The organism is Cohnella sp. SGD-V74, assembly GCF_003001675.1.
GTDB lineage: Bacteria > Bacillota > Bacilli > Paenibacillales > Paenibacillaceae > Cohnella.
This window is the reverse complement of record NZ_PVYW01000001.1, coordinates 19,137-43,433: the sequence shown is the minus strand read 5'-3', so window position 1 is coordinate 43,433 and position 24,297 is coordinate 19,137. Positions and strand designations below refer to the sequence as shown.

Here is a 24,297-nt window from a genome sequence, read left to right as displayed (position 1 = left end):
TATAATGGAAATAAATGTGACTCATATGCAGTGGAGGAGATCGGATGGCGGACTTCGTTGCTTGGTTTGCGAGCCTCGTATTGGCGGGGCTTGGGGGGCTTCATTACTATTGGGCGTTCGGAGGGAAAGCGGGAGCGCGCGCCGCGGTGCCGGACAGACCGGACGGGGAACCGCTGTTTCGGCCGGGCAAGCCGGCGACGCTGACGGTGGGGACGATGCTGCTTGCCGCAGGAGCGCTGCTGCTCGCGCACCGAGGATTGCTGCCGCTGGGGCTTTCGGAGACTTGGACGCAATGGGGCTGCCTGCTGGGCGGGGCGGTTTTTTTGATCCGGACGGTGGGGGATTTCAAGTATGTCGGCTTCTTCAAAAAAGTGCGCGGAACGGCATTCGCGGCAAGCGATACGAAGCTGTATAGTCCGCTCTGTCTGCTGCTTGCGGCGTCATTCGCGATATCGGCGCTGGCCCCTCTATGAAGGGACGACCGGCTACGCTTCGTCCGATCATCGTGTATAATGGACGTTATTGAATTCGAGTTCATGATGGAGGAATGCTGACATGTACGCCAGTCAAAAAATATTGTTGCTCGGATCGGGCGAACTCGGCAAGGAGGTCGTCATCGAGGCGCAGCGTCTGGGAGCGGAGACCGTAGCGGTCGATCGTTACGAAGGAGCGCCGGCCATGCAGGTCGCGCATCGCAGCTACGTGATCGACATGCTGGACAAGCAGGCGCTCAGGGAAGTCGTCGAACGGGAAAAGCCGGACCTGATCGTGCCCGAGATCGAGGCGATCGCTACCGCCGAACTGCTGAAGCTGGAGGAGGAAGGCTGCCGGGTCATCCCGACGGCGCGAGCGGCGCGTCTGACGATGGACCGCGAAGGCATTCGCCGGCTGGCCGCGGAGACGCTGGGCTTGCCTACGGCTGCGTACCGGTTTGCCGATACGTACGAGCAATTCGCCGAGGCGGCGAAGGAGATGGGCTTTCCCTGCGTCGTGAAGCCGCTGATGAGCTCGTCGGGCAAGGGGCAAAGCGTCTGCCGCTCGGAAGATGATCTTGAACGCTGCTGGACGATCGCGATGGAAGGCGGTCGCGTGCAGCAGACGAGGGTTATCGTCGAGGAATTCATCACGTTCGAGTCGGAGATTACGCTGCTTACAGTGCGCTCGGTCAGCGGCACGGCGTTCTGCCCGCCGATCGGCCATATCCAGAAGGACGGCGACTACATCGAATCGTGGCAGCCGCACGAGATGACCGCCGGACAACTGGTGGAGGCGCAGCGGATCGCCAAAGCGATTACGGACGAGCTGGGCGGAGCGGGCATCTTCGGCGTGGAGCTGTTTCTCGCCAAGGACAAGGTGTATTTCAGCGAAGTGTCGCCGCGGCCGCACGATACCGGTCTCGTCACGCTCGTGAGCCAGAACCTGTCCGAATTCGCGCTGCACGTCCGCGCCATTCTCGGCTATCCGATTCCGGAGATCGAGAACGTCGCTCCCGGAGCCAGCCGCCCGCTGAAAGCGGACCGGGAGCTGGACGACTACCGGATCGGCGGAATCGGCGAGGCCCTGTCCGTTCCGTATACGCAGCTGCGCGTATTCGGCAAGCCGGTCACGAAGCCGGGACGCCGGATGGCGGTCGCTCTGTCGACGGGTGGCACGGTCGCCGAAGCGCGCGAGCGCGCGACGAAGGCGCTGGAGCGTCTAAGCGTGCAAGAGAGCTGATTTTCCGTTCGTCGTAGTCAAAAAGTGCAAATAAATGAAGGTTTGCTGTATGCTCATCCCGCCGCCTTCCCGTTATGATTATTCCAGTGAGCGAGAATACTTGACTGACTGGTCATAGCGGGAGGCTTTTGTTATGGAATTTACGAAAATGCACGGGCTCGGCAACGACTTCATCGTCGTGGCCGGCGAGCAAGCTTTGCCGGATAACGCGGCGGAATTGGCCGTTCGGCTGTGCAACCGGTACTTCGGTATCGGGGCGGACGGGCTGGTCTACATTTTGCCTTCGGAGAAGGCGGACTTCCGGATGAGAATCATCAACTCCGACGGATCGGAAGCGGAGCAGTGCGGCAACGCGATTCGCTGCGTCGCCAAGTACGTCTACGACAACGGCCTGGCGGCCAAGACGGAGCTGACGATCGAGACGCTGGGCGCCGGCGTGCAGCCGGTCGTGCTTCAGGTCGAAGACGGCAAGGTCGCGCAAGTAACCGTCGATATGGGCAAGCCGATTCTGAACGGGCTCGACGTGCCGACGACGATCGACGCCAATCCGGTCATTGGCCACTCGGTCGAGGTGGACGGACGCGAATTCCGATTCACGGCGGTATCGATGGGCAATCCGCACTGCGTCATCTACGTGGACGATGCGGCCGGGTTCGACCTGGCGACATGGGGACCGAAGCTGGAGAAGCATCCGCTGTTCCCGCGCAAAATCAACGTCGAGTTCGCGACCGTCAATACCCGCGGCCAAGTGGACATGCGGGTGTGGGAGCGCGGCGCGGGGCCGACGCTGGCATGCGGCACGGGCGCTTGCGCGACGCTCGTCTCCTCGGTGCTGAACGGGCTGACCGATCGCGAGGCGACGATCTCGCTCGCCGGCGGCGATCTGCGCATCAAGTGGGACGAGGCCAGCGACCGCATCTATATGACCGGTCCGGCCGCGGCCGTCTACACGGGCTCGGTGGAGATCTGATCCAAGCCGGGAGCGGGGAGATGCCGCTGCAGGGCAACTTGCGGCAGGCTCCGGAACGCGATCGGGGTTTGGCAGACGGAGGAGAGGGGACAGGCGTTTATTTGCGCCCGTCTCCTCTTTGCCTGTTTACAGACGACGAACGTTGTGCTAATCTAATTTCGATACATATAGAAATATAGGGCCGAGGTGAGAAAGGATGGACGCGGACAACAAGGATGTCGGGCAAGCGGTGAAGGTGTACAAAGCGCTCGGAGAGCCGACGAGGCTGAAGATCGCGCTGCTGCTCGCGGACGGGGAGAACAATCTGTGCTGCTCCGATATTGGCGGCAAGCTGGAATCCGTGGCCGGCTCTACGCTGTCGCACCATCTGAAGCAGCTCACCGACTGCGGCCTGCTGAACTTGCGCAAGGACGGCACGTATATTTTCTATAGCGTAAACCGCGATATGGCGCAGAAGTACGCGCCCTATTTGTTGAAGTAATTTTTTTCGAGAATATTTCTATATTTTTAGAAATATAGAAATTAAACGGGAGGGAATGCGGAAGCATGCCGAATTCATGGAAAATTTATTTACTGGCCATCGTCAGTTTTCTCGTCGGAACGTCGGAGAATATTATCGCGGGCATTTTGGACCGGGTCGCGGGAGACGTAGGAGTGTCGATCGCCGCGGCGGGGCAGCTCATCACCGTCTTCTCCCTCGCTTTCGCGTTCGGAACGCCCGTCGTCATGGCCGCTACGGCCAGAGTCGGGCGGAAGAAGCTGATGCTCGGCGCGCTGGGTCTGTTCATCGTCGGCAACGTCATCGCGGTTCTGTCCCCCAACTATGCCGTATTGATGATTTCGCGCATTGTACTGGCGCTCGGCACCGGGGTGTTCGTCGTCGCCTCGCTGACGGTCGCCTCCAAGCTGGCCCCTGCAGGCAAGCAGGGCAGCGCCATCGCCACGCTGGTGATGGGGTTCAGCACGTCGCTGATCGTGGGCGTGCCGCTCGGCCGGGTAATCGCCGCCTCGTATGATTGGAAGCTGATCTTCGCAGGCATCGGGGCGCTGAGCTTGCTCGGCGCGCTCGCCATCGTGCGGGCGATTCCGGAGTCCGAGGGAGAAGCGCCCGTGCCAATCCGATCGCAACTTGCGCTGCTGCGCAGTCCGCGAATCGCGGTGGCGTTGTCGGTGACGTTCTTCTGGATCTTCGGCTATTCCATCATGTACACATACATCTCCCCGTTTCTGCTGTCGATTACGGGAATGAGCGAACGCGCGGTCAGCATCGGTCTGTTCGCGTTCGGGATCGCCAGCCTGATCGGCTCCAAGCTCGGCGGCTTCAGCTCCGACAAATGGGGCATCAAGCGGACGCTGCTCGGAGGAATGCTGCTGCACGCCGCCGTCCTGCTGCTGCTCTCCGCGTTCTCCCATTCAGCGGCGCTGATGTTCCCGCTGCTTATGCTGTGGGCGTTCTCCGCGTGGTCGTCGGGGCCGACGCAGCAATATTACCTGCTGACGCTTGCGCCGGGCGCTTCGGGCATCATGCTGAGCCTTAACTCCTCCATGCTGCAGCTCGCGATGGCCGCGGGAGCCGGCATCGGCGGCGCGATCGTCAGCGGCGTATCGCTGTCGGCGGTAAGCTGGCTGGGCGCGCTCGCCGTCGCCGCCGCGGCGGTGCTGGCGGCCGCTTCCTTCCGCATCGGACGCGGCGCCGAGCAGAAGGCCGACGAACTGCAACCCGCCGCGCTGGCCGTTCCCCAATCCGACGCCGCATCCCGCTAAAATGAAAATTCCGCTCAACCCGATCGAATATGGTCGGGTTTTTCCATTTTCCCGGGATGAAAATTATGCTACATTAAGGATACTTTATATTAATGCGTGTTCAAAAAGTCCGGTTTTCAGCACCGAGAAGGTTGGATGAAGACCGGGTATGAGGAGCGGAGCGTAGTGGAAGCTACGTGAGCACCGGAAGAACCGGCTGAATTCAAGATTCGATGTCGAGTCTGCTTCCCGAGAGACTTCGTGATCAAAATCGGACTTTTTTGAACAACCTCTTATATGGAATGGATGGGAAGCTGGATGAAACCCGATTTACGCACGGCCCTCGCCCGCAAGCCGCTTGTCGGCGACGGCGCAATGGCGACTTATTTATATCAACTCGGATTGCCGGTCGGCGTATCGTTCGAGGAGTTTAATCTGCTGAAGCCGGACGTCATCGCGGACGTGCATCGGCAATACGCGGCGGCCGGAGCGCAGATCATTGAGACGAATACGTATTCCGCGCAGCAGAACAAGCTGGCCCGCTATGGTCTGGAGAAGAAGGTCGAGGAGATCAATGCCGCTGGCGTCGCCCTCGCTCGCAAAGCGGTCGGAGACGGCGTGTACGTCGTCGGATCGATCGGAGCGGTGCGGGGAGGAGCGGGCAAGAACATCCGAACGGCGATCGTGAAGCGCGACTTCGAGGAGCAGATCGGCGTGCTGCTCTCCTCCGGGGTAGACGGCTTGCTGCTGGAAACGTTCTTCGACCTCGAGGAGCTGTCGCTGGCCTTGACGCTGATCCGCAAGAAGAGCGATATCAGCGTCATCTGCCAATTCGCGGTCGAGGACCCGGAGAGAACGCACGACGGCATTCCGCTGGCCGAAGCGTTTCGCCGGCTGAAGGGAGAAGGCGCGGACGTGATCGGCTTTAACTGCCGCAGCGGTCCGACGGGCATTCTCCGCGCGCTGGAGACGATTCCGGCGGACCTGAGCTTGCCGCTGAGCGTCTTCCCGAACGCGGGCATTCCGGATTACGTCGACGGCAAAGTCGTCTACTCGGCGACGCCGGAATATTTCGGAGCGTCGGCTCTCCGGTTCGCAGACGCGGGAGCGAAGCTGATCGGGGGCTGCTGCGGAACGACGCCGGAGCATATCGCGGAGATCGCCAAGGCGCTGCAAGGGTATTTGCCGGCCGAGCAGTCGGCCGCTCCGGCTCCGGCCGAGAGCCCGGCGGTCATCGTCGAAGCGGCTCCTGCGCCAGTCGAGCCGCCGACGCATGATGCCGAGCCGAGTATCGTCGATCTCGTGCGCGAACGCCACACGATCATCGTCGAGCTGGACCCGCCTCGCGATCTGGATATCACGAAGTTTATGGCGGGCGCGCAGGCGTTGAAGGATGCGAAAGCCGACGCCTTGACGATGGCGGACAATTCGCTGGCCGTCACCCGCATGAGCAACTTGGCCTTGGCCGCGCTGCTGAAGGAGCGGGTCGGCATCAAGCCTCTCGCCCATATCGCCTGCCGCGACCGCAACCTGATCGGCACGCAGTCGCATATGATGGGCTTCGACGCGCTCGGCATCGACCACGTGCTGGCGGTGACCGGAGACCCGGCCAAGTTCGGGGATTTGCCCGGCTCCAGCTCGGTGTACGACCTGACCTCATTCGAAATCATTCGCATGATCAAGCAGCTCAACGAAGGGATCGCCTTCTCGGGCAAGCCGCTCAAGCAGAAGGCGAAGTTCGTCGTCGGCGCGGCTTTTAACCCGAACGTCAAGCATCTGGATAAAGCGGTGCAGCGGCTGGAGCGCAAAATATCGGCAGGAGCCGACTACATTATGACCCAGCCGGTGTACGACCCTGAACTGATCGTGCAGATCGCGGAATCGACCAAACATTTGACAGTCCCGATTTTCCTCGGCATTTTCCCGCTCGCGAGCGGGCGCAACGCCGAATATTTGCACAACGAGGTTCCGGGCATCCAGCTCTCCGATTCGGTTCGCCAGCGAATGAGCGGACTGGAAGGCGCCGCCGGCCGCGCCGAAGGCGTGAAGATCGCCGAAGAGCTGCTGGACGTCGCGATGGCCCATTTTAACGGCATCTATCTGATGACTCCGTTCATGGCTTACGAGATGACCGTTTCCTTGACGGAATACGTCCGTTCCAAGAGTCCGAGCCTGAATCGGAATCCCGCTAATTAAGCCTTTAGTTCCTCTTGTCCCCCCAGGGGATTTGAAGTACAATAGGCAATAATCGATAGATGTATAAAACAGGGCATTATCGGCCTTCAGTATGCGGCGGGCCGCTTCTGGCAACACTGGAAGCGACGGTTCGGGTGCCGGCCGCACCTGTGTGGTAGGAATGACCGGGGGGAAAGTGCATACCATGGCGATCAAGCTGATCAATATCGGATTCGGCAATATCGTGTCCGCGAATCGGATTATTTCTATCGTGAGCCCGGAATCGGCTCCGATCAAGAGGATCATCCAGGAGGCGCGGGACAGGCACATGCTGATCGACGCGACCTACGGCCGCCGCACGCGCGCGGTCATCATTACGGACAGCGATCACGTGATTTTGTCGGCCGTTCAGCCGGAGACGGTTGCGCACCGGTTGTCTACCAAAGACGACGAACACGATGAATGAATTGGGGAACACGATGAACAAAGGGATTTTATTCGTATTATCCGGCCCTTCGGGCGTCGGCAAAGGAACGGTATGCTCCGCGCTGCGAGGCAAGCTTCCCGGGCTCGTGTACTCCGTGTCGGCGACGACCCGCTCTCCCCGCGAAGGCGAGCAGGACGGCGTCAACTACTTCTTCAAGACGCATGAGCAGTTCAAGCGAATGATCGAGACGGACGCGCTTCTGGAGTATGCGGAATACGTCGGCAACTACTACGGCACTCCGCGGGAGTTCGTGGAGAAGACGCTGGCGGAAGGCAAGGACATCATTTTGGAGATCGAAGTGCAGGGTGCCATCAAGGTGAGGGAGAAGTTCCCAGAGGGCGTCTTTATTTTCCTCATGCCTCCGTCGCTTAACGAGCTGAAACAGAGAATCGTCGGTCGGGGCACGGAGTCCCAGGCGACGATCGATCATCGGCTGTCGGTGGCGGTCGAAGAGATGAATCTGCTGCACCATTACGATTATGCCGTCGTCAACGACGAGATCGATCTGGCCTGCAGCCGCATCGGCTCGATCATTACGGCGGAGCACTGCAAGCGGGAGCGTTTTCTCGGGGAACTGTTCGAGCAGTTCGAGACGCTCAAAACCGCGGACAACGTCTAAAGAAGAGGTGAATGGCATGCTATATCCATCCATTGATGAATTGGTGAAGAAGGTCGACAGCAAATATACGCTCGTCGTGGCCGCCGCCAAGCGGGCGCGCAACTTGCGCGAAGGCGTCATGTGCAATCTCGGCGCTCCGAAGTCCCACAAGCAGGTAGGCGTGGCGCTCGAAGAGATCTACCAGGAAGCGATCAAAGTCGAGCACCTCAAGCCGGCTGTCGCAGCCGGGGAATAGCAAGTCGGCAACAAGCAACCGGATACGGAACAAGAAGGAAAGACAACCCGCGCGGTTGTTTTTTTTCTAGGGCGTGTATGCAATCTCCGAGGACAGCAGATGTTGCTGAATTTTCGTTCCATGCCAGGAACTTTTGTGAAGGCGTACCGGGGTACGTCAAGCAAAAGTGACGAAGCAAGGGGCGTAAAGGCGGTGATAGATGCCTCTGAGCGGGTTTGCATACACGCCCTAGGCTTCAAGACTGTGGGAGGGGAATCCATGAGCAAGCCGCTTACGGGCAAAACGATACTGGTAGGCGTAACGGGAGGCATCGCGGCATACAAGGCGGCGACTCTGTGCAGCCGTCTGGTCGGCCTGGGGGCGTCGGTCCGCGTCATGATGACCGAAGGGGCGACGAAGTTCATTACGCCGTTGACGCTGCAGACGCTGACCCGTCATCCCGTGGCGACGGACGTGTTCGACGAGCGCGACGCCGCGATCGTGCAGCATATCGACTGGGCCGACTCCGCGGATCTCGCGGTCGTGGCTCCGGCGACGGCCAACATGCTGTCCAAGCTCGCCAACGGTTTGGCGGACGATATGCTCAGCACGACGCTGCTGGCGACGACGGCTCCGCTGCTGATCGCGCCGGCGATGAACGTACATATGTGGGAGCATCCGGCGGTCATCGACAACGTGAACAAGCTGGCCTCGCGCGGCGTATATTTCGTGGAGCCGGGGACCGGCCAATTGGCGTGCGGCTACGTCGGCAAAGGCAGGCTGGCGGAGCCGGACGAGATCGTGGACGCCGTCGTGGCGAAGCTGGTCGGCCCCAAGCCGCTGGCCGGGCAGCGGGTGCTGATTACGGCGGGGGGGACGGTCGAGCGGATCGATCCCGTGCGCTACATTACGAACGACTCGTCGGGAAAAATGGGGTTCGCCATCGCGGAGGCCGCCCGTGACCGCGGAGCGGAGGTTACGCTCGTGTGCGGCAGGACGGAGGCGGAGCCTCCTCATGGGGTGAACGTGATTCGAACGGATTCGGCGCTGCGAATGCGGGACGAGGTGTTGAGCCGGCTGGACGGGACGGACGTGGTGATCAAGGCGGCTGCCGTGGCCGACTACCGGCCTGCCAGCCGCGCGGATCAGAAAATCAAGAAAACGTCGGATTCGTTTACGTTGGATCTCGTCCGCAATCCCGACATTTTGCAGGAGATCGGGGAATGGAAGGAAGCGCGCGGAGGCGGCCCCTTCATCGTCGGCTTCGCGGCGGAGACGACGGACGTGGAGAAGCACGTGCTGGACAAGCTGGCGCGCAAGAAGTGCGACCTGATCGTCGCCAACAACGTGGCCGAGGCGGGAGCGGGCTTCGGCACGGAGACGAATATTGTCAGCGTGTACGGACGCGGCGGCTTCGCCGAGCATCTGCCGCAAATGGCGAAGAGAGCCGTCGCCGAGCGGCTGCTCGACATCGTCCAGGACGCGGGGAGAGGGTCGGCGAATCGATGAGGGTAGCCAGAGTGATCGTGGACGTTCCGAGCCGGGACACCGACCGGACGTTCGATTATGCGATTCCGGATCGGCTGCGCGAGTGGGTCGAAGTCGGCAGCCGGGTGGCGGTGCCGTTCGGGCCGCGCAAGCTTCAAGGCATCGTGACCGGGATGGGCGACGACGCCGAGGTCGAGCGAGGGAAGCTGAAGCCGTTGGAGGAAGTGCTCGACGCGATGCCTCCGCTGTCCGCCGAGCTGGTGGCGCTTGGAGAATGGATCAGTCGCAGGTGGCTCTGTCCGTTAACCGTCGCTTTGCAGGCGATGCTGCCCGCTGCGCTCAAGGGACGGGTGGAGAAATATGTGCAGCAGGCCGCCGGAGCGGTCTGGTCCGATGCGGAGATCGCCCTGAGCGGCGGTCTTTTGCTTGCGCTGGGCAAAGGCAAGCCGCTTAAGCTCGCCTCGCTGCTTCAGCAGTATCCCGATCAGGGGACGCTGCTGAAGCAATGGCTGCGAGAAGGCCGACTGGAGGAGCGGCAGCGCGTCGAGGACCAGTTATCGGTGAAGACGGTGCTGACGGTGTTTCCGGTCGAGACGGAGCGTCTGCTGGAGGCGGCCGGGTCGATTCCGGCGCGAGCGGGCAAGCAGCGCGAGCTGGCGGCTTACCTGGCGGAGCATAACGAACCGGTTCCGCTCGCGAAGCTGGCGGAGACGCTGGGGACGACGTCCGGCACGATCCGTTCGCTGGAGGAACGGGGGCTGGTCGAGATCCGGCCCGTGACGGAGGATCGGGACCCGTATGCGGACCGCGACTTTCCGGCCAGCGCTCCGATGCGGCTGACGCCGAAGCAGGAGACGGCTTTGGCGCCGATTCGCGAGGCGCTGGACGCGCGGGTCAGCCGCACGTTCCTGCTGCACGGCGTGACGGGGAGCGGCAAGACGGAAATTTATTTGCAGGCGATTCAGCGCTGCCTCGATTCGCGGCGCGAAGCGATCGTGCTCGTCCCGGAGATTGCGCTGACGCCGCAGATGGTCGAGCGGTTCAAGAGCCGGTTCGGCGCGCGGGTGGCCGTGCTTCACAGCCGGCTGTCGCACGGGGAACGCTACGACGAATGGCGCAAAATCCGCGAAGGAAGGGCGCAGGTGGCGGTCGGGGCGCGGTCGGCGATTTTCGCCCCTTTTACGAGCATCGGACTGATCGTCATCGACGAAGAACACGAAACGTCCTACAAGCAGGAGGAGAGCCCGAAGTATCACGCGCGCGACGTCGCCATCGAGCGGGCGCGGCTCCATAACGCCGTCGTCGTGCTCGGCTCGGCGACTCCCGCTCTCGAAACCTATGAAGCGGCCGTCTATGAAGGAAGAGAGACGGCGCTCGGGGAGACGGCCTATATCGCCTTGCCGGAACGGGTGGCGAACCGGCCGTTGCCCCGCGTCCATGTCGTCGACATGCGCGAGGAGCTGAAGCTGGGCAACCGGGCGATGTTCAGCCGGATGCTGGCCGACGCCATTCGCAGCCGGCTGGAGAAGCAGGAGCAGATGGTGCTGCTGCTGAACCGGAGAGGATACGCGACGTTCGTCATGTGCCGGTCCTGCGGCTATACGGCCGCGTGCCCCCACTGCGAAATTTCGCTGACCTACCACCGCGGCTCGCAAAACCTGCGCTGCCACTACTGCGGCTACTCGGAAGGCGAACCGAAAACTTGCCCAAGCTGCGAGAGTCCGCACATCCGCTTTTTCGGGACGGGGACGCAGAAGGTGGAGGAGGCGCTGGCCGCGACGTTTCCGGGCATTCGCGTCATTCGGATGGACGTGGACACGACGACGGAAAAAGGCTCGCACGAGCGCTGGCTGTCCGAATTCCGCGAGCGCCGGGCGGACGTGCTGCTCGGCACGCAGATGGTGGCGAAGGGGCTCGATTTTCCGTACGTGACGCTCGTCGGGGTGCTGGCTGCGGACGCCGCGCTGCGCCTGCCGGACTTCCGCGCATCCGAGCGCACGTTCCAGCTGCTGACGCAGGTGGCCGGCCGGGCCGGCCGCCACGAGCTGCCGGGCGAGGTCGTCATCCAGACGTACGATCCCGAGCACGAATCCGTCACGTCCGCCCAAGGGCACGACTATCTCGGGTTCGCGGAGAGAGCGCTCGTGCTGCGCAAGCAGCTCGGTTATCCTCCGTACGGCCGCCTGATCTCCGTCACCTTTTCCCACGAATCGGTCCCTATGCTGCTGTCGATCGGTCAGCAATTCGCGTCCGGATTGCGCGGCAAAGCGGATGCGCTCGGCATTCGCAGAGACTTCGACCACGGCGGGGCGGCGGCGATGGAGGTGCTCGGGCCGGTCGCTTCTCCGATTGCGAGATTGAAAGATCGCTACAGGTTTCAATGTATGGTAAAATATCGGGGAGACATGGATGCGAGCCGCCTCGTCGCGGAAACTCTCGGCTCCCTGTCGGATGCGGTGAAAAAGGGAGGCGTGCAGGTCAGCGTCGACGTAGATCCGCAAATGATGCTTTGAGGGGAAGTTCGACAAATTCACTTTTGATCACGAAGCTGGTGCGCAGAAGCAGATTCGGCATCGAATCTTGGGTTCGGCCGGGCCCTGCGGTACTCACGTAGGTTTGCCTACGCTCCGTTCCTCGGTCCCTAAGCCTCTCCCAACCTTCTCGGTGCTGAAAAGCGAATTTGTCGAACTCGATTGGAAGGGAAGTTCAAAAAGTCCGGTTTTGATCACGAAGCTGATGCAGGGAGTGGATTCGGCATCGAATCTTGGGTTCGGCCGGGCATTGCCCAATTGAACCGGATAGTCGGGGGACCGCAAGCCGACTGAGTCGGGTTAGAGCAGCAAACAAGCGGTTTAGCAAGGCTGCAACCCGATTGTGTCGGGCTGCAACGGAAGAAGAGGAGATGTTGGAGCTGCAAGCCGGCTGTATCGGCTTCGAGCGGGATCACCTCTTATTTCTGAATGGTCTTACTAGCTGAACTTGATTAGAGTGGCAATACAACGTCTGTAATGAAAAGGAAGGATGCCGTTATGTCCATTCGGTTAATCGTGAAACACCCCGACCCCGTGCTCCGCGAAAGAGCTCAGGAAGTGACGAAATTCAATGCCAATCTGCACAAGCTGCTGGACGACATGGCGGACACGATGTACGACGCCGACGGAGTTGGTCTTGCGGCCCCGCAGATCGGCATTTCGAAGCGAGTCATCGTCGTCGACGTCGGAGACGAACACGAGCTCATCGAGATGGTCAATCCCGAGATCGTCCTCGCGGAAGGCGAACAGCTTGGGCCTGAGGGCTGCCTGAGCATTCCAGGCCTTCAAGGCGACGTTAAGCGGGCGAACCGGATCGTAATCAAAGGACAGGACCGACACGGCAAGCCGATCCAATACGATAGCACGGAGTTTTTGTCCAGGGCGTTCCAGCACGAGGTCGATCATTTGAACGGCGTACTGTTCATCGACTCGGCGGAATCCGTGTACGAGGCTCGCAAACCGGAAGATCAGGAGCAGGATGGAGATTAAAATGAAGATTTTGTTTATGGGAACGCCGCAGTTCGCGGTGCCTTCGCTCTCGGCGCTGCTGGAGCGCGGCTACGAGGTAGCGGCGGTCGTGACGCAGCCGGACCGGCCGAAGGGCCGGAAAAGGGAATTGACGCCGCCGCCGGTCAAAGCGTTCGCGCTGGAGCGGGGCTTGCCGGTGCTGCAGCCGGAGAAGCTGCGCTCGCCGGAAGGCGTCGCCGCAGTGACGGAGATCGCGCCGGATCTGATCGTGACGGCTGCGTACGGACAAATTTTGCCGAAGGCGGTGCTTGAGCTGCCGCGCCTCGGGTGCATCAACGTGCACGGCTCGCTGCTTCCGAAGTATCGGGGCGGGGCGCCGATCCAGCGTTCGATCATCGAAGGCGAGAAGGTGACTGGCGTGACGCTGATGTACATGGCGGAAGGGCTCGACACCGGGGATATGATCGCCAAAGTCGAAGTGCCGATTACGGATGAAGACACGGCGGGCACGATGTTCGAGAAGCTGAGCGAGGCCGGCTCGGCGCTGCTGTTGGAATGGCTGCCGCGAATCGAAGGCGGCACGGCAGGACGTACGCCGCAAGCAGGCGAGGAAGCGACGTATGCGCCGAATTTGTCCCGCGAGGACGAGAAGCTGGATTGGAGCCAGAGCGCGCGGCGGATTTTCGACCGGGTGAGAGGGCTTAATCCGATGGCGGGCGGCTTTACTTTTATGGACGGTGAAGTGTTTAAGGTGTGGGGCTGCGCTGTCCCAGGCCCGTCGGATGCTGAACTGCGTTCCGAGTGGACCGCGTTCGCTCCAGGAGCGGTACTGGAGACAGGAGCGTTCGGCATTCGCGTGCGGACCGGCGACGGCAGCATCGTGCTGACGGACGTCCAGCCGGCCGGCAAAAAAGCGCTGAAAGCATCGGAGTTCGCCAAAGGAGCCCGACTGGCTCCCGGCAAGACGCTCGGGTAACCCCGGGCTTTTTTTGATGGTTCGGCGAGTTGTGCGTTGCGGGCCCGATAGGGGAAGTTCGACAATTGGCGGGCTGAAAACAACTTGCCTGAAGACGGAAACGCGTTCCCTCTGGAATAAAACGAACTTGCGAAGAGTCCCGCTTTACGGCGGATCGTCGACAATTGGGCTGTGCTTCGAGGAGCCGGCCCGCGAGAATGCGGTGACGAGAGCAGCCTTAAACGCAACTATTTGCTCTATCGTGTGTATAAAGGCGTGTTAGAATCGGATCCGGGGAAAAGTAGATGGATAGGGCAGCGGCCCAAAAAGTGCCTCGGCGCTCGGGGACCGGGAGTGAGTGACGAGTGCGGAGGCCAAAAAAGTGCCTCGACGCTGGGCGACCGGGAGTGTGCGAAGAGTGCGTAGGCCAAAAAAGTGCCTCGGCGCTCGGGGACCGGGAGTGATTGGCGAGCACCGGGGCAAGCAAGGGCAAGCAAGTGCGCGGGACGTCCCGCGAAGCTATTCCAGAGATGCGAAAACAAAGAATCAAGCAGATAAAGGATGCGAAGGATGACGAAGACGATACGATTGCCCGGCGGGAAGCCGCAGGGGGCGCGCGAAGTGGCGATGAGCGTGCTGCATAATGTGGAGACGCGGGGGGCGTACAGCGGACTGGAGCTGAATCAGGCGATTCAGGCCGCGGGGTTGTCGCGGCCGGATGCGGCGCTGGCGACCGAGTTGGCGTACGGGACGATTCAGCGGCTCAATACGATTGACCATGCGCTGCAAAGCCGGGTGAAAGGTTGGCCCAAAAAAATAGAGCCGTGGGTGCGAGCTCTGCTGAGAATGAGCTACTACCAGCTGCGCTGGCTGACCCGCGTCCCCGCCCACGCCGTCGTCGACGAGGCGGTCGGGATCGCGAAGAAGCGCGGGCACGCCGGGATCGGCGGCCTCGTTAACGGCGTGCTGCGCGCCGTCCTAAGGGAAGGCTTCGCGGCCCCGCTGCCGCAAGGACTGACGCCGGCGGAACGGATTGCGCTTGAGCACAGCCATCCGCTCTGGCTGGTGGAGCGGTGGCTGGCCGAATTCGGCGAAGCGGCCGCCGAGCGGATGTGCGCCGCCAACAACGAGCCGCCGCACGTCTCCGCGCGGATCAATCCGCTGAAGACGACGCGCGAGCGGGTGCTTGCGGAGATGGCGGACGCCGGCATCGAAGCCGCCCCGTCGCGGCTGGCGCCGGAAGGAATTATCGCGAGTCGGACGGGCAATCTTGTACATAGCGAGTGGTATAAGCAAGGCTCTCTTACCGTTCAGGACGAGAGCTCGATGCTCGTAGCGTCCGTCGCCGACCCGCGTCCGGGCATGCGTGTGCTGGACTGCTGCGCCGCGCCGGGAGGCAAGACGACTCACCTTGCCGAGAAGATGCGCGACGAAGGAACGATCGTCGCCAACGATGTGCATCCTCACAAAGAGGCGCTGATCAAGCAGCAGGCCGAACGGCTTAACCTTACGGCAGTCCGGACGATGACGGCGGATGCGCTGGAGCTGGCCGACAAGCTTGAGCCGGAATCGTTCGACGTCGTCCTGCTCGACGCTCCGTGCTCCGGGCTTGGAGTCATTCGCCGCAAACCGGAAATCAAGTGGAACAAGTCCGAGGCGGATATCGGCTCCCTATCTGAGCTGCAAAGCCGTCTGCTCGACCGGGTTCAAGCGCTGGTCAAGCCCGGCGGCACACTCGTCTACAGCACGTGTACGATCGCCCCGGAAGAGAACGAGAACGCGGTTCGGCTGTTCCTGCAGCGCCATCCGGCGTTTTCCCTCGAACCCGAGGGCTGGACCGAGGAGACGCTGGGGCCTCTTCGCGAAGCGGGAGTCGCGACGGAGCCATTCGAGGGCATGCTGCAGCTGCTGCCCGATATGTTCGGAAGCGACGGCTTCTTCATCGCGCGGCTGCGGAAGCAAAACGGCTGATTTTATGATAAAATGAACGAATGGTGGTGACGAAGTTGGAGAAAGTCAAACATAATCCAGAAGAACAACTCAATCCGTTTATTTACGATTTATCGTTGGAGCAAATCCAGGACTGGATCAAGGAGCAGGGGGAACCCGCGTTCCGCGCGGGGCAAATTTTCGACTGGCTGTACGTAAAGAGAGTGAATTCGTTCGAAGAGATGACGAACTTGCCGAAGCCGCTCAGAGATAAACTTAGCGCGAGCTTCCGGTTCGTGACGCTGACGGAGATTGCCAAGTTCGAGTCCAAGGACGGAACGGTCAAGTTTCTGTTCGGCCTGCAGGACAATCACGCGATTGAAACGGTAATCATGCGGCACAATTATGGGAACAGCGTCTGCGTCACGACGCAGGTCGGCTGCCGGATCGGCTGCACGTTCTGCGCTTCGACGCTGGGCGGCCTGAAGCGGAGCCTGACCGCGGGAGAGATTATCGCGCAGGTCGTGAAGGCCCAGCAAATTCTCGATCCGCTGGACGAACGGGTGTCTAGCATCGTCATTATGGGCATCGGCGAACCGTTCGAGAATTACGACGCGACGATGAGCTTCCTGCGGACGATGATCCATCCGAAAGGACTTAACATCGGGGCAAGGCATATTACGGTGTCTACGAGCGGCATCGTGCCGAACATGATCCGGTTCGCGGACGAGAACACGCAGATCAATCTGGCGATCTCGATCCATGCGCCGAACGATGCGCTGCGCTCGAAGCTGATGCCGGTCAACCGGAGGTATCCGTTCGCGGACGTTATCGACGCCTGCAAATACTATATCGAGAAAACGGGCAGAAGAATCACGTTCGAATATGCGTTGATCGGAGGCATGAACGATCGGCCGGAGCATGCGGAGGAACTCGGAGAAGTTCTGAAGGATATGCTGTGCCACGTCAATCTGATTCCCGTCAACTATGTACCGGAACGCAACTACGTCAGAACGCCCCGGGACGATATTTTCGAATTCCAGCGAGTGTTGCAGAAGAAAAACGTGAACGTAACGATTCGCAGGGAACAAGGCCATGACATCGCGGCGGCGTGCGGCCAGCTGCGGGCGAAGCATATGGAGACGACGACGGGGTGATGCGAGATGTTAACGGTATTGCGAAGTCATGTCGGCAAAGTCCGGCAAGTCAATGAAGACCAGGCTTGGAGCGGCGTTCTCCCGGGCGGGTGGACGGCGGCGATCGTCGCCGACGGAATGGGCGGCCATCGCGCGGGCGATGTAGCCAGCTCGCTCGCCGTGGACAGCCTGGTTCAATCCCTGCAAACCTGGGAGCATGCGGCGTCCGTAGCCGATAGCGTCCCCAAGCTCAGGGAGATCATACGCCAAGCCAACAAAACCGTGTTCGATACGGCGTCGCTTAACGACCAGTACCACAACATGGGCACGACCGTCGTCATGGCGATGATTCGGGGAGACGCCGGACTCATCGGGCATATCGGCGACAGCCGGGCGTATCGGCTGCGCGGCGGGCGGCTTGAGCTGCTGACGGAAGACCACACGCTGGTGAACGAGCTGACGAAATCCGGCCAGCTGACCCCGCAGGAGGCGGCTCATCATCCGCGCCGCAACGTGCTGACGAGAGCGCTGGGAACGGATCGGGAAGTTGACGCGGATGTCCAGATTATCGATTGGCGGAGCGGGGATGTTCTGCTGCTGTGCAGCGACGGGCTGAGCGGATTGGTGGAGCCTTCCGAGGTGCAGGCCGCGCTGGAGCATCCGGGCGCCGACCTGGACCAGCAGGCCCAGCAGTTGATCGATCTGGCCCTCGTAGCGGGCGGGGACGATAACATTACGGTTGTGCTTGTCGCGGACGGCGGACGGGCATACGCCGCGGGAGGAGAATCGGCATGATCGGACATACGCTCGGCGGACGTTACGAACTGCTGGCTCGAGTCGGCGGCGGAGGCATGGCCCTCGTCTATAAAGCGAAGGATTTGCTGCTGAACCGTTTCGTGGCGGTGAAGGTGCTGCGTCAGCAGTTTACCCACGACGACGATTTCATCAAGAGATTCCGGCGCGAAGCCCAGGCCGCGGCGTCGTTGTCCCATCCGAACATCGTCAGCATCTACGACGTCGGACAAGTCGACGATACGCATTACATCGTTATGGAATTCGTCGACGGTGCCAATCTGAACGAAATCATTCGCGAACGGGCTCCTCTGCAGGCGGAAGAAGCGGTGAGATTCGCCGTGCAAATTTGCGACGCCCTGGAGCACGCCCATCATAATCAAATCATCCATCGCGATATTAAGCCTCACAACATCCTGATCGGCAACAACGGCCGCGTCAAGGTGACGGACTTCGGCATCGCCCGCGCCGTTACTTCTTCGACGATTACGCAGACCGGCTCCGTCATCGGTTCCGTTCATTATTTCTCCCCGGAGCATGCCAAAGGCGTCGCCACCGGAGAGAAGTCGGACCTGTACTCGCTCGGTATCGTGCTGTACCAGATGCTGACCGGAAGGCTTCCGTTCCTGGGAGAAAGCCCGATCAGCGTCGCGCTGAAGCATCTGCAGGAGCCGTTCGAGCAGCCGCGGCTGGTGAACCCGTACATTCCGCAAAGCGTGGAAAACATCATTCTCCGGGCGATGCGCAAAAATCCGCAGGAGCGCTACCAGTCGGCCAAGGAAATGCAGCGCGATCTGGAAACGTGCATGCGGCCGGATCGGCTGAACGAACCGGCACGGCAATACGCCAGCGACGACGATGACGAGCAGGACAAGACGAGGGTCGTGCCGGCGATCCGGCCCGATATGCGCAATACGATCGAAGCTCCGGCGATCAAAACCTCCTCTGCAGAGGAGCGCTGGAACGAAGACGATGGGGAACAGGGCAAGCGCAGGTGGGTGTTGCCGACCGTACTGGGCGTCATAGCCGTCGTGCTGATCGGCGTGCTTATCTGGGCGGTCACTCTGCTGAAGGGCGTAACCAACGAAGACGTCGAGGTTCCGAACGTCATCGGCGAAACGGAGCAGAGGGCGATCGAAATTTTGACCACGGCCGGGTTCCAGATTGTGGACCCCATTAACTACGTAGAGGTCGACGACGACAAGAAATACGACAAGGTCATCGACCAGTCGAAGAAAGACGTCGTGGCCAAGGAAGGCTCTCCGATCGAACTGACGGTCGGCAAAGAGAAGGAGCTTCCGCCGATGCCGGCGCTGACCGGACTGCAGTACGATGCGGCGGTCGCTCAGCTTCAGGCGATGGGAGTTAATCCGAACAACATTTTGTCCGTCGACAGGCACAACGAGAGCGAGCCGGGAACGGTTCTCGATCAGATTCCCGAGGCCGAAGCCAAGTTCGATCCGACCTCGGCAACGACGAAAATCACGCTGGTCGTCAGCAAAGGCGAGGAAGCGTTCCCGATGCCGGACTTGATTGGCAAGCTGGAGAACGAAGCCAAAGCGATGATCGAGCGGGAAAACCTTGTGCTGCAGGAAGTATTCCGCGAGCCGAGCTACAGCACGCCGAAGGACGAAGTGTTTAAGCAATTCCCGGCCAATAAGGACGAGATGGTCACTCCGAAAACGAAAGTGCAAATCTGGGTCAGCAGCGGATTCCCGGCGGACGCTCTGGAGAAGAAGCTGGAGGTCACCGTCTCTCCGGCCGTGGAAGGACAGCCGAGCGATATTCAGATTCTGTATTCCGACGCGACGGGAGACAATATCGTGAACGTATCGAAGAGGATCAGCTCGACGACTTCGTTCCCGGTCAAGCTCATCCTGTCCCCGGATAAGACCGGATTGATCACCATTATGCGCGACGGCGTATTCCTGAAATCCGAGCCGGTCTACTACGACGATCGGAATATACCCGCATCGACGTCGCCGGATCCCGATCCGGGCGACTCCGGCGACGGAGAGCCGCCGGTGGACGAACACATCGAAGACTATTCGGACCATGACGGGGACGGGGGAGACGCCGGGCAGTAACGGGCGGCTCCAATCGTCGGCAAGCTGGGCCGGAAGGCAAAAGGAGCTGCATGCGAGTGCCCGAGGGCATTATCGTTAAAGCGTTAAGCGGATATTATTACGTGCAGGGCGAGCACGGCGGAGAGCCGGTGCAGTGCCGGGGCAGAGGCATCTTCAAGAAGCGGGGCGAGTCTCCGCTGGTCGGGGATCGCGTCGTCTACGGCGAGACGGAGAACGGGGAAGGGACGGTGGACGAAATCCTCCCCCGTTCCTCGGAACTCGTGCGTCCGCCGGTCGCCAACGCCGATCTGGCCGTGCTCGCGTTTTCCGTCGTCAGGCCCGAGCTGAGTCTCGGCCTGCTCGACAAGTTTCTCGTGCACATCGAGCATGCCGGCCTGGATGCGGTGATCGTGCTGACGAAGCTGGACCGGATTCCCGAAGGGGAAGAAGGCGAACGTATTCGCCGGGATGTCGCGGCAGCGGAAGCCTTGTACTCCTCGATCGGGTATCGGGTGCTGAAGACGAGCGCTCATCTGGGCGAAGGGCTGGACGAGCTGCGGGCCGAACTGGCCGGACACATCAACGTGCTTGCGGGCCAGTCCGGCGTCGGCAAGTCGTCGCTCGTCAACGCGCTCGTGCCTGGGCTGAAGCTTGAGACGAACGAGATCAGCGACAAGCTGGGACGCGGCAAGCATACGACGCGTCACGTCGAGCTTGTTCCGCTCGCAGGGGGCGGCTACATGGCCGATACTCCCGGCTTCAGTCAGCTGGATTTCGCCGAGCTCGGCATTGACGAGATCGGATCGTGCTTCCGCGAATTCGCGGAGCTGTCGTCCGCCTGCAAATTCCGGGGCTGCACGCACACGCACGAGCCGCAATGCGCCGTGCTGGAGGCGAAGGAGCAAGGACGGATTGCCGTCAGCCGATACGACAATTACGCAAGTTTCATGACGGAGTGGAAAGAAAACAAGCGGAGGTACTGACATGACGATTATCGCCCCGTCCATTCTCGCTTCGGACTTCTCTAAGCTAGGCGATGAAATTCGCAGCATTGAAGCAGCCGGAGCGGATTGGGTACATATTGATATTATGGATGGACATTTCGTGCCGAACCTGACGTTCGGACCGCCGATCGTGGAGATGATCCGCCCGGTCACGAAGCTGTTTTTCGACGTGCACTTGATGGTGGAGAACCCGCAGTCGCTGTTTCCCGCGCTGACCAAAGCCGGCGCCGAGCGGGTGACGGTGCATCCCGAAGCGTGCGTCCACCTGCACCGTACTCTAACGGAAGCGAAGGAGCTTGGCATGAAGGCGGGAGTCGCCTTGAATCCGCATACTCCGCTGTCCGTGCTGGAATACATGCTGGATGAGATCGACCTTATTCTCATTATGACGATCAATCCCGGGTTCGGGGGCCAAAGCTTCCTTCCCGCGATGCTGTCCAAGCTGCGCGATCTGCGCCATATGCTCGAGCGTCACGGCAGAAACGATATTTACGTCCAGGTGGACGGCGGAATTAACGCAGCTACCGCAGCGCTCGTCAAGGAAGCCGGAGCGAATTCCTTGGTGGCGGGGACGTATATTTTCGGACACGCGGACCGGGCGGAGGCAATTGCTTCCCTGCGTTGACAATTTGTCTGGCATAGGACAAAACTTCTCCTGCATACATTGGAATCAGTAGCGGCTTCGGCGAAGAGAAGAAGCTTGCGAGGGTTCAGCCTGCGGAGGAGGGATGGGACGATGAAGTTTTACACCATCAAGCTGCCGAAATTTTTAGGTGGCTTCGTCAAAGCGATTCTCAACACTTTTCACAAAAATTGACGCCTCGTAGTAGGCAAGCATAAAAAGAAAAACCGTCAGACGAGTCTGACGGTTCTTTTCTCATGGTCGAATCGGTCTATCCTTATACGCGGGTTACCGCTCCGGATTTCAGAGCCTTGGCGCTGACATATACACGCTTAGGCTTGCCGTTCACCAGAATGCGCACTTTTTGTACGTTAACCCCCCAAGTACGGCGGGAAGTGTTGTTCGCGTGAGACTTGTGGTTGCCCGAACCTGGCGTTTTACCTGTGATATAACATTTACGAGCCATTAAAATACACCTCCTTGCCACGTCCATACAAATACTTCATTATCTTAGCATAGCGCGTATCCGGATGCAACGAAAAAAGCGCGTACCTCAAGCTTTTGCGGTTTAATCGCGAGAAATGACAGCTTAACGGCTTCATTCTCCCGTTTTTTTATAGTACAATGAGGTATAGTCCATAATAAGCCATAAAGGAGTGAATTTCCATGCCTCTGCAGCTCGTCTCGGAGAACGGAAAGATTGACGTAGCGGATCAAGTAATCGCCGTGGTTGCCGGTTCGGCGGCATTGGATTGTTATGGACTGGTCGGCATGGCGTCCCGCAAAGGCTTGAAGGACGGGATCGCGGAGCTGCTGGGACGGGAAAACCTGTCGCGCGGCGTTGAAGTCCGCCACGAAGGCGAGCAGGTTCATCTGGATCTGTACGTCATCGTCAGCTACGGAACGAAGATTTCCGAAGTCGCCCACAACATTCAATCCAAAGTGAAGTACGTGCTGGAAGAAGTCGTCGGCCTGCGTGTCGACCAAGTGAACGTAAACGTTCAAGGAGTGCGAGTACTGAAGTAGCTCATTTTAGGGAAGGGGAATTCATCATTGAGTAAGCGCTTCTTGAACGGAAGTGAATGGGCGGCCATGATCTTGCTCGGCGCGGAGAGATTGTCCCGCAACGAGGAACGCGTCAACGCCCTGAACGTATTTCCCGTGCCGGACGGCGACACGGGAACGAATATGAACTTAACGATGTCGGCCGGCGTGGCCGAATTGAAAAATAAGCCTTCGGAGGAAGCCGGCAGGGCGGCGGAAGTGCTGTCCAAAGGGCTTCTGATGGGAGCGCGGGGCAATTCGGGCGTTATTCTGTCCCAATTGTTCCGCGGTTTCGCGCGCGCAATAACAGGCCAACGCGAGCTTACGGCGCCCCTGTTCGCGAGTGCCCTGCAACAGGGAGTTGATACCGCTTACAAAGCGGTGGTCAAGCCGGTCGAAGGAACGATTCTCACAGTGGCCCGGGAAGCGGCCAAGCATGGGCTGACCGTGGCGCGCCGCACGGCGGATCTGACGGAGCTGATGCGCGAGGTGTACGCCAAAGCGCTTGAGACGCTCGCGCGGACGCAGGACATGCTGCCTGTGCTGAAGCAGGTCGGTGTCGTCGATTCCGGCGGCCAAGGCCTCGTCTATATTTACGAGGGCTTCGTCGATTACTTGAGCGGCAGCGCCCCGGATTCGGAAGATTCGGCTGCGCGTCCGGCCGAAGTGCGCCCCGCGCCTTCCATCGCGCCCGCGCCGGAGCGCAAGCCGGCTTCCGCGGCAACGTCCGCGCAATCGAAAATTACGACGGAAAGCATCGCTTTCCCTTACGATATGGAGTTTTTCATTCAGCGCTTCACGACGGCGGCTCCGTTCCCGGAGCGCACGTTCAGGCAGGCGCTCGAACGCGACGGCGATTCGATCATCCTGATCGAGGACGACAACATCGTCAAGGTGCACGTTCATTCCCGCCGCCCCGGCGATGTGCTGAATCTGGCGCTCGCGTACGGGGAAATTACGCAAATTCATATCCTGAACATGCAGGAGCAGCATCGCGAGCTGCTGGCTCAGAATCATGACGCGCCAGCTTTCTCCGCTCCGAAGGAGACTCATGCTTCGCAGGAAACGCCGAAAGTCGATTACGCGCTTCCGGGCGTCGTCGACCTGCCGGCCGTTACCGCTTCTCCGGAGAGCGAGCCGAATCCCGACGTCTACGAGCTGGCCTCGTACGGCATTGTGGCGGTCAGCGTCGGCGACGGCAATGCGGAGCTGTTCCGCAGCCTCGGAGTCGACATAGTGCTCTCCGGCGGCCAGAGCATGAATCCGAGCACGGAGGATCTGCTCGGCGCCATCGCTTCGTTGTCCGCGCATCATGTCATCGTGCTGCCGAACAATCCGAATATCATCATGGCGGCGAAGCAGGCGGCGGAACTGGCGGAGCGTCCGGTGACGGTGCTTCCGACCCGCACGCTGCCGCAAGGCATGGCGGCGATGCTGGCGTTCCAGGAAAGCGAGCCGGAGCAGACGAACATCGACAGAATGACGAAAGCGTTCGAACGGGTCGTGACGGGCTCGGTCACGAAGGCGGTCAGGGATACCGAGATGGACGGCGTGCAGATCAAGGAAGGCCACTACATCGGCATTCAGGACAAGAAGATCGTCGTGTCGGACGAGAGCTTGCCGGAAGCGGCGAAGGGGCTGCTCGGATCGCTTCTGGCGACCGGCGAGGAGATTCTGACGGTGCTGACCGGGGAGGGCGCGGACGAGGAGCAGACCGAAGAGCTGGCAAGATGGCTCGGGGAGACTTATCCGGACGCGGAGGTCGAGGTTCACGAGGGCGGCCAGCCGCTGTATCCGTACTTGTTCGCGGTCGAACCGTAAAATTCATGTGAGGCGA

General features: G+C 60.5%; 23 protein-coding genes. 22 read left to right on the top strand and 1 reads right to left on the bottom strand.

Going from position 1 to position 24,297, the window contains the following annotated elements:
• The first annotated feature begins 44 nt into the window (after nucleotides 1-44).
• From B0G52_RS00200 to spoVM, 20 genes are all read left to right on the top strand, one after another.
• On the top strand, nucleotides 45-473 hold the full coding sequence (locus tag B0G52_RS00200) for a DUF3995 domain-containing protein (protein WP_094041504.1): 429 nt from the start codon (nucleotides 45-47) through the stop codon (nucleotides 471-473).
• A gap of 82 nt (nucleotides 474-555) precedes the next feature.
• Nucleotides 556-1,716 (top strand): phosphoribosylglycinamide formyltransferase 2, encoded by a 1,161-nt coding sequence (gene purT, locus B0G52_RS00195; protein WP_094041503.1) that lies wholly within the window; start codon nucleotides 556-558, stop codon nucleotides 1,714-1,716.
• 133 nt (nucleotides 1,717-1,849) lie between these two features.
• Nucleotides 1,850-2,686 carry a diaminopimelate epimerase gene (dapF, locus tag B0G52_RS00190; RefSeq protein ID WP_094041502.1) on the top strand — a complete coding sequence of 279 codons (837 nt, stop codon included), beginning with the start codon at nucleotides 1,850-1,852 and terminating at the stop codon, nucleotides 2,684-2,686.
• A gap of 196 nt (nucleotides 2,687-2,882) precedes the next feature.
• Nucleotides 2,883-3,167, top strand: a complete 285-nt coding sequence (locus B0G52_RS00185; protein WP_094041501.1) for an ArsR/SmtB family transcription factor — start codon at nucleotides 2,883-2,885, stop codon at nucleotides 3,165-3,167.
• A gap of 65 nt (nucleotides 3,168-3,232) precedes the next feature.
• The gene (locus tag B0G52_RS00180; RefSeq protein ID WP_094041500.1) at nucleotides 3,233-4,450 is read left to right on the top strand and encodes an MFS transporter; all 1,218 of its coding nucleotides are present in this window, start codon (nucleotides 3,233-3,235) and stop codon (nucleotides 4,448-4,450) included.
• Between the two features lie 297 nt (nucleotides 4,451-4,747).
• On the top strand, nucleotides 4,748-6,625 hold the full coding sequence (locus tag B0G52_RS00175; protein ID WP_094041499.1) for a bifunctional homocysteine S-methyltransferase/methylenetetrahydrofolate reductase: 1,878 nt from the start codon (nucleotides 4,748-4,750) through the stop codon (nucleotides 6,623-6,625).
• A gap of 184 nt (nucleotides 6,626-6,809) precedes the next feature.
• On the top strand, nucleotides 6,810-7,070 hold the full coding sequence (remA, locus tag B0G52_RS00170; RefSeq protein WP_027084220.1) for an extracellular matrix/biofilm regulator RemA: 261 nt from the start codon (nucleotides 6,810-6,812) through the stop codon (nucleotides 7,068-7,070).
• Between the two features lie 13 nt (nucleotides 7,071-7,083).
• Nucleotides 7,084-7,710 (top strand): guanylate kinase, encoded by a 627-nt coding sequence (gene gmk / locus B0G52_RS00165; RefSeq protein WP_094041972.1) that lies wholly within the window; start codon nucleotides 7,084-7,086, stop codon nucleotides 7,708-7,710.
• Nucleotides 7,711-7,726: 16 nt separating this feature from the next.
• Entirely contained in the window at nucleotides 7,727-7,945 is a 219-nt protein-coding gene (rpoZ, locus tag B0G52_RS00160; RefSeq protein WP_094041498.1) for a DNA-directed RNA polymerase subunit omega, read from the top strand.
• Nucleotides 7,946-8,203: 258 nt separating this feature from the next.
• Nucleotides 8,204-9,433, top strand: a complete 1,230-nt coding sequence (gene coaBC / locus B0G52_RS00155) for a bifunctional phosphopantothenoylcysteine decarboxylase/phosphopantothenate--cysteine ligase CoaBC (RefSeq protein WP_094041497.1) — start codon at nucleotides 8,204-8,206, stop codon at nucleotides 9,431-9,433.
• On the top strand, nucleotides 9,430-11,925 hold the full coding sequence (gene priA, locus B0G52_RS00150) for a primosomal protein N' (protein WP_094041496.1): 2,496 nt from the start codon (nucleotides 9,430-9,432) through the stop codon (nucleotides 11,923-11,925). Before coaBC ends, priA begins: the two co-directional genes overlap by 4 nt.
• A 516-nt stretch (nucleotides 11,926-12,441) precedes the next feature.
• The gene (gene def / locus B0G52_RS00145; protein ID WP_094041495.1) at nucleotides 12,442-12,933 is read left to right on the top strand and encodes a peptide deformylase; all 492 of its coding nucleotides are present in this window, start codon (nucleotides 12,442-12,444) and stop codon (nucleotides 12,931-12,933) included.
• A gap of 1 nt (nucleotide 12,934) precedes the next feature.
• Nucleotides 12,935-13,888 carry a methionyl-tRNA formyltransferase gene (gene fmt / locus B0G52_RS00140; protein WP_094041494.1) on the top strand — a complete coding sequence of 318 codons (954 nt, stop codon included), beginning with the start codon at nucleotides 12,935-12,937 and terminating at the stop codon, nucleotides 13,886-13,888.
• A 549-nt stretch (nucleotides 13,889-14,437) separates the two neighbouring features.
• The gene (gene rsmB / locus B0G52_RS00135) at nucleotides 14,438-15,838 is read left to right on the top strand and encodes a 16S rRNA (cytosine(967)-C(5))-methyltransferase RsmB (RefSeq protein ID WP_198960562.1); all 1,401 of its coding nucleotides are present in this window, start codon (nucleotides 14,438-14,440) and stop codon (nucleotides 15,836-15,838) included.
• 35 nt (nucleotides 15,839-15,873) lie between these two features.
• On the top strand, nucleotides 15,874-16,953 hold the full coding sequence (gene rlmN / locus B0G52_RS00130; RefSeq protein WP_369826944.1) for a dual-specificity RNA methyltransferase RlmN: 1,080 nt from the start codon (nucleotides 15,874-15,876) through the stop codon (nucleotides 16,951-16,953).
• Nucleotides 16,954-16,959: 6 nt separating this feature from the next.
• The gene (locus B0G52_RS00125) at nucleotides 16,960-17,727 is read left to right on the top strand and encodes a Stp1/IreP family PP2C-type Ser/Thr phosphatase (protein WP_094041491.1); all 768 of its coding nucleotides are present in this window, start codon (nucleotides 16,960-16,962) and stop codon (nucleotides 17,725-17,727) included.
• Nucleotides 17,724-19,811 (top strand): Stk1 family PASTA domain-containing Ser/Thr kinase, encoded by a 2,088-nt coding sequence (pknB, locus tag B0G52_RS00120; RefSeq protein ID WP_094041490.1) that lies wholly within the window; start codon nucleotides 17,724-17,726, stop codon nucleotides 19,809-19,811. Before B0G52_RS00125 ends, pknB begins: the two co-directional genes overlap by 4 nt.
• Before the next feature lie 56 nt (nucleotides 19,812-19,867).
• Complete coding sequence (rsgA, locus tag B0G52_RS00115; protein ID WP_094041489.1) at nucleotides 19,868-20,773, top strand: ribosome small subunit-dependent GTPase A; 906 nt, start codon at nucleotides 19,868-19,870, stop codon at nucleotides 20,771-20,773.
• 1 nt (nucleotide 20,774) lies between these two features.
• Nucleotides 20,775-21,419 carry a ribulose-phosphate 3-epimerase gene (gene rpe / locus B0G52_RS00110; protein ID WP_094041488.1) on the top strand — a complete coding sequence of 215 codons (645 nt, stop codon included), beginning with the start codon at nucleotides 20,775-20,777 and terminating at the stop codon, nucleotides 21,417-21,419.
• 111 nt (nucleotides 21,420-21,530) lie between these two features.
• Nucleotides 21,531-21,611: a stage V sporulation protein SpoVM gene (gene spoVM, locus B0G52_RS00105; protein ID WP_041064529.1), complete on the top strand. Its 81-nt coding sequence runs from the start codon at nucleotides 21,531-21,533 to the stop codon at nucleotides 21,609-21,611.
• A gap of 82 nt (nucleotides 21,612-21,693) precedes the next feature.
• Here the strand turns inward: spoVM and rpmB are convergent, their stop codons facing one another.
• The gene (rpmB, locus tag B0G52_RS00100) at nucleotides 21,694-21,882 is read right to left on the bottom strand and encodes a 50S ribosomal protein L28 (protein WP_094041487.1); all 189 of its coding nucleotides are present in this window, start codon (nucleotides 21,880-21,882) and stop codon (nucleotides 21,694-21,696) included.
• A 200-nt stretch (nucleotides 21,883-22,082) separates the two neighbouring features.
• On the opposite strand from rpmB, the gene B0G52_RS00095 reads away from it, so the two are divergent.
• Both B0G52_RS00095 and B0G52_RS00090 read left to right on the top strand, forming a co-directional pair.
• Nucleotides 22,083-22,442: an Asp23/Gls24 family envelope stress response protein gene (locus B0G52_RS00095; protein WP_094041486.1), complete on the top strand. Its 360-nt coding sequence runs from the start codon at nucleotides 22,083-22,085 to the stop codon at nucleotides 22,440-22,442.
• A gap of 27 nt (nucleotides 22,443-22,469) precedes the next feature.
• Nucleotides 22,470-24,281, top strand: a complete 1,812-nt coding sequence (locus tag B0G52_RS00090) for a DAK2 domain-containing protein (protein WP_094041485.1) — start codon at nucleotides 22,470-22,472, stop codon at nucleotides 24,279-24,281.
• The last annotated feature ends 16 nt before the right edge of the window (nucleotides 24,282-24,297 follow it).

Bases quoted from the DNA above. Each gene is read 5' to 3' on its own strand.
- B0G52_RS00200 (WP_094041504.1), top strand. From the start codon at position 45: ATGGCGGACTTCGTTGCTTGGTTTGCGAGCCTCGTATTGGCGGGGCTT.
- purT (WP_094041503.1), top strand. From the start codon at position 556: ATGTACGCCAGTCAAAAAATATTGTTGCTCGGATCGGGCGAACTCGGC.
- dapF (WP_094041502.1), top strand. From the start codon at position 1,850: ATGGAATTTACGAAAATGCACGGGCTCGGCAACGACTTCATCGTCGTG.
- B0G52_RS00185 (WP_094041501.1), top strand. From the start codon at position 2,883: ATGGACGCGGACAACAAGGATGTCGGGCAAGCGGTGAAGGTGTACAAA.
- B0G52_RS00180 (WP_094041500.1), top strand. From the start codon at position 3,233: ATGCCGAATTCATGGAAAATTTATTTACTGGCCATCGTCAGTTTTCTC.
- B0G52_RS00175 (WP_094041499.1), top strand. From the start codon at position 4,748: ATGAAACCCGATTTACGCACGGCCCTCGCCCGCAAGCCGCTTGTCGGC.
- remA (WP_027084220.1), top strand. From the start codon at position 6,810: ATGGCGATCAAGCTGATCAATATCGGATTCGGCAATATCGTGTCCGCG.
- gmk (WP_094041972.1), top strand. From the start codon at position 7,084: ATGAACAAAGGGATTTTATTCGTATTATCCGGCCCTTCGGGCGTCGGC.
- rpoZ (WP_094041498.1), top strand. From the start codon at position 7,727: ATGCTATATCCATCCATTGATGAATTGGTGAAGAAGGTCGACAGCAAA.
- coaBC (WP_094041497.1), top strand. From the start codon at position 8,204: ATGAGCAAGCCGCTTACGGGCAAAACGATACTGGTAGGCGTAACGGGA.
- priA (WP_094041496.1), top strand. From the start codon at position 9,430: ATGAGGGTAGCCAGAGTGATCGTGGACGTTCCGAGCCGGGACACCGAC.
- def (WP_094041495.1), top strand. From the start codon at position 12,442: ATGTCCATTCGGTTAATCGTGAAACACCCCGACCCCGTGCTCCGCGAA.
- fmt (WP_094041494.1), top strand. From the start codon at position 12,935: ATGAAGATTTTGTTTATGGGAACGCCGCAGTTCGCGGTGCCTTCGCTC.
- rsmB (WP_198960562.1), top strand. From the start codon at position 14,438: ATGACGAAGACGATACGATTGCCCGGCGGGAAGCCGCAGGGGGCGCGC.
- B0G52_RS00125 (WP_094041491.1), top strand. From the start codon at position 16,960: ATGTTAACGGTATTGCGAAGTCATGTCGGCAAAGTCCGGCAAGTCAAT.
- pknB (WP_094041490.1), top strand. From the start codon at position 17,724: ATGATCGGACATACGCTCGGCGGACGTTACGAACTGCTGGCTCGAGTC.
- rpe (WP_094041488.1), top strand. From the start codon at position 20,775: ATGACGATTATCGCCCCGTCCATTCTCGCTTCGGACTTCTCTAAGCTA.
- spoVM (WP_041064529.1), top strand. From the start codon at position 21,531: ATGAAGTTTTACACCATCAAGCTGCCGAAATTTTTAGGTGGCTTCGTC.
- rpmB (WP_094041487.1), bottom strand. From the start codon at position 21,882: ATGGCTCGTAAATGTTATATCACAGGTAAAACGCCAGGTTCGGGCAAC.
- B0G52_RS00095 (WP_094041486.1), top strand. From the start codon at position 22,083: ATGCCTCTGCAGCTCGTCTCGGAGAACGGAAAGATTGACGTAGCGGAT.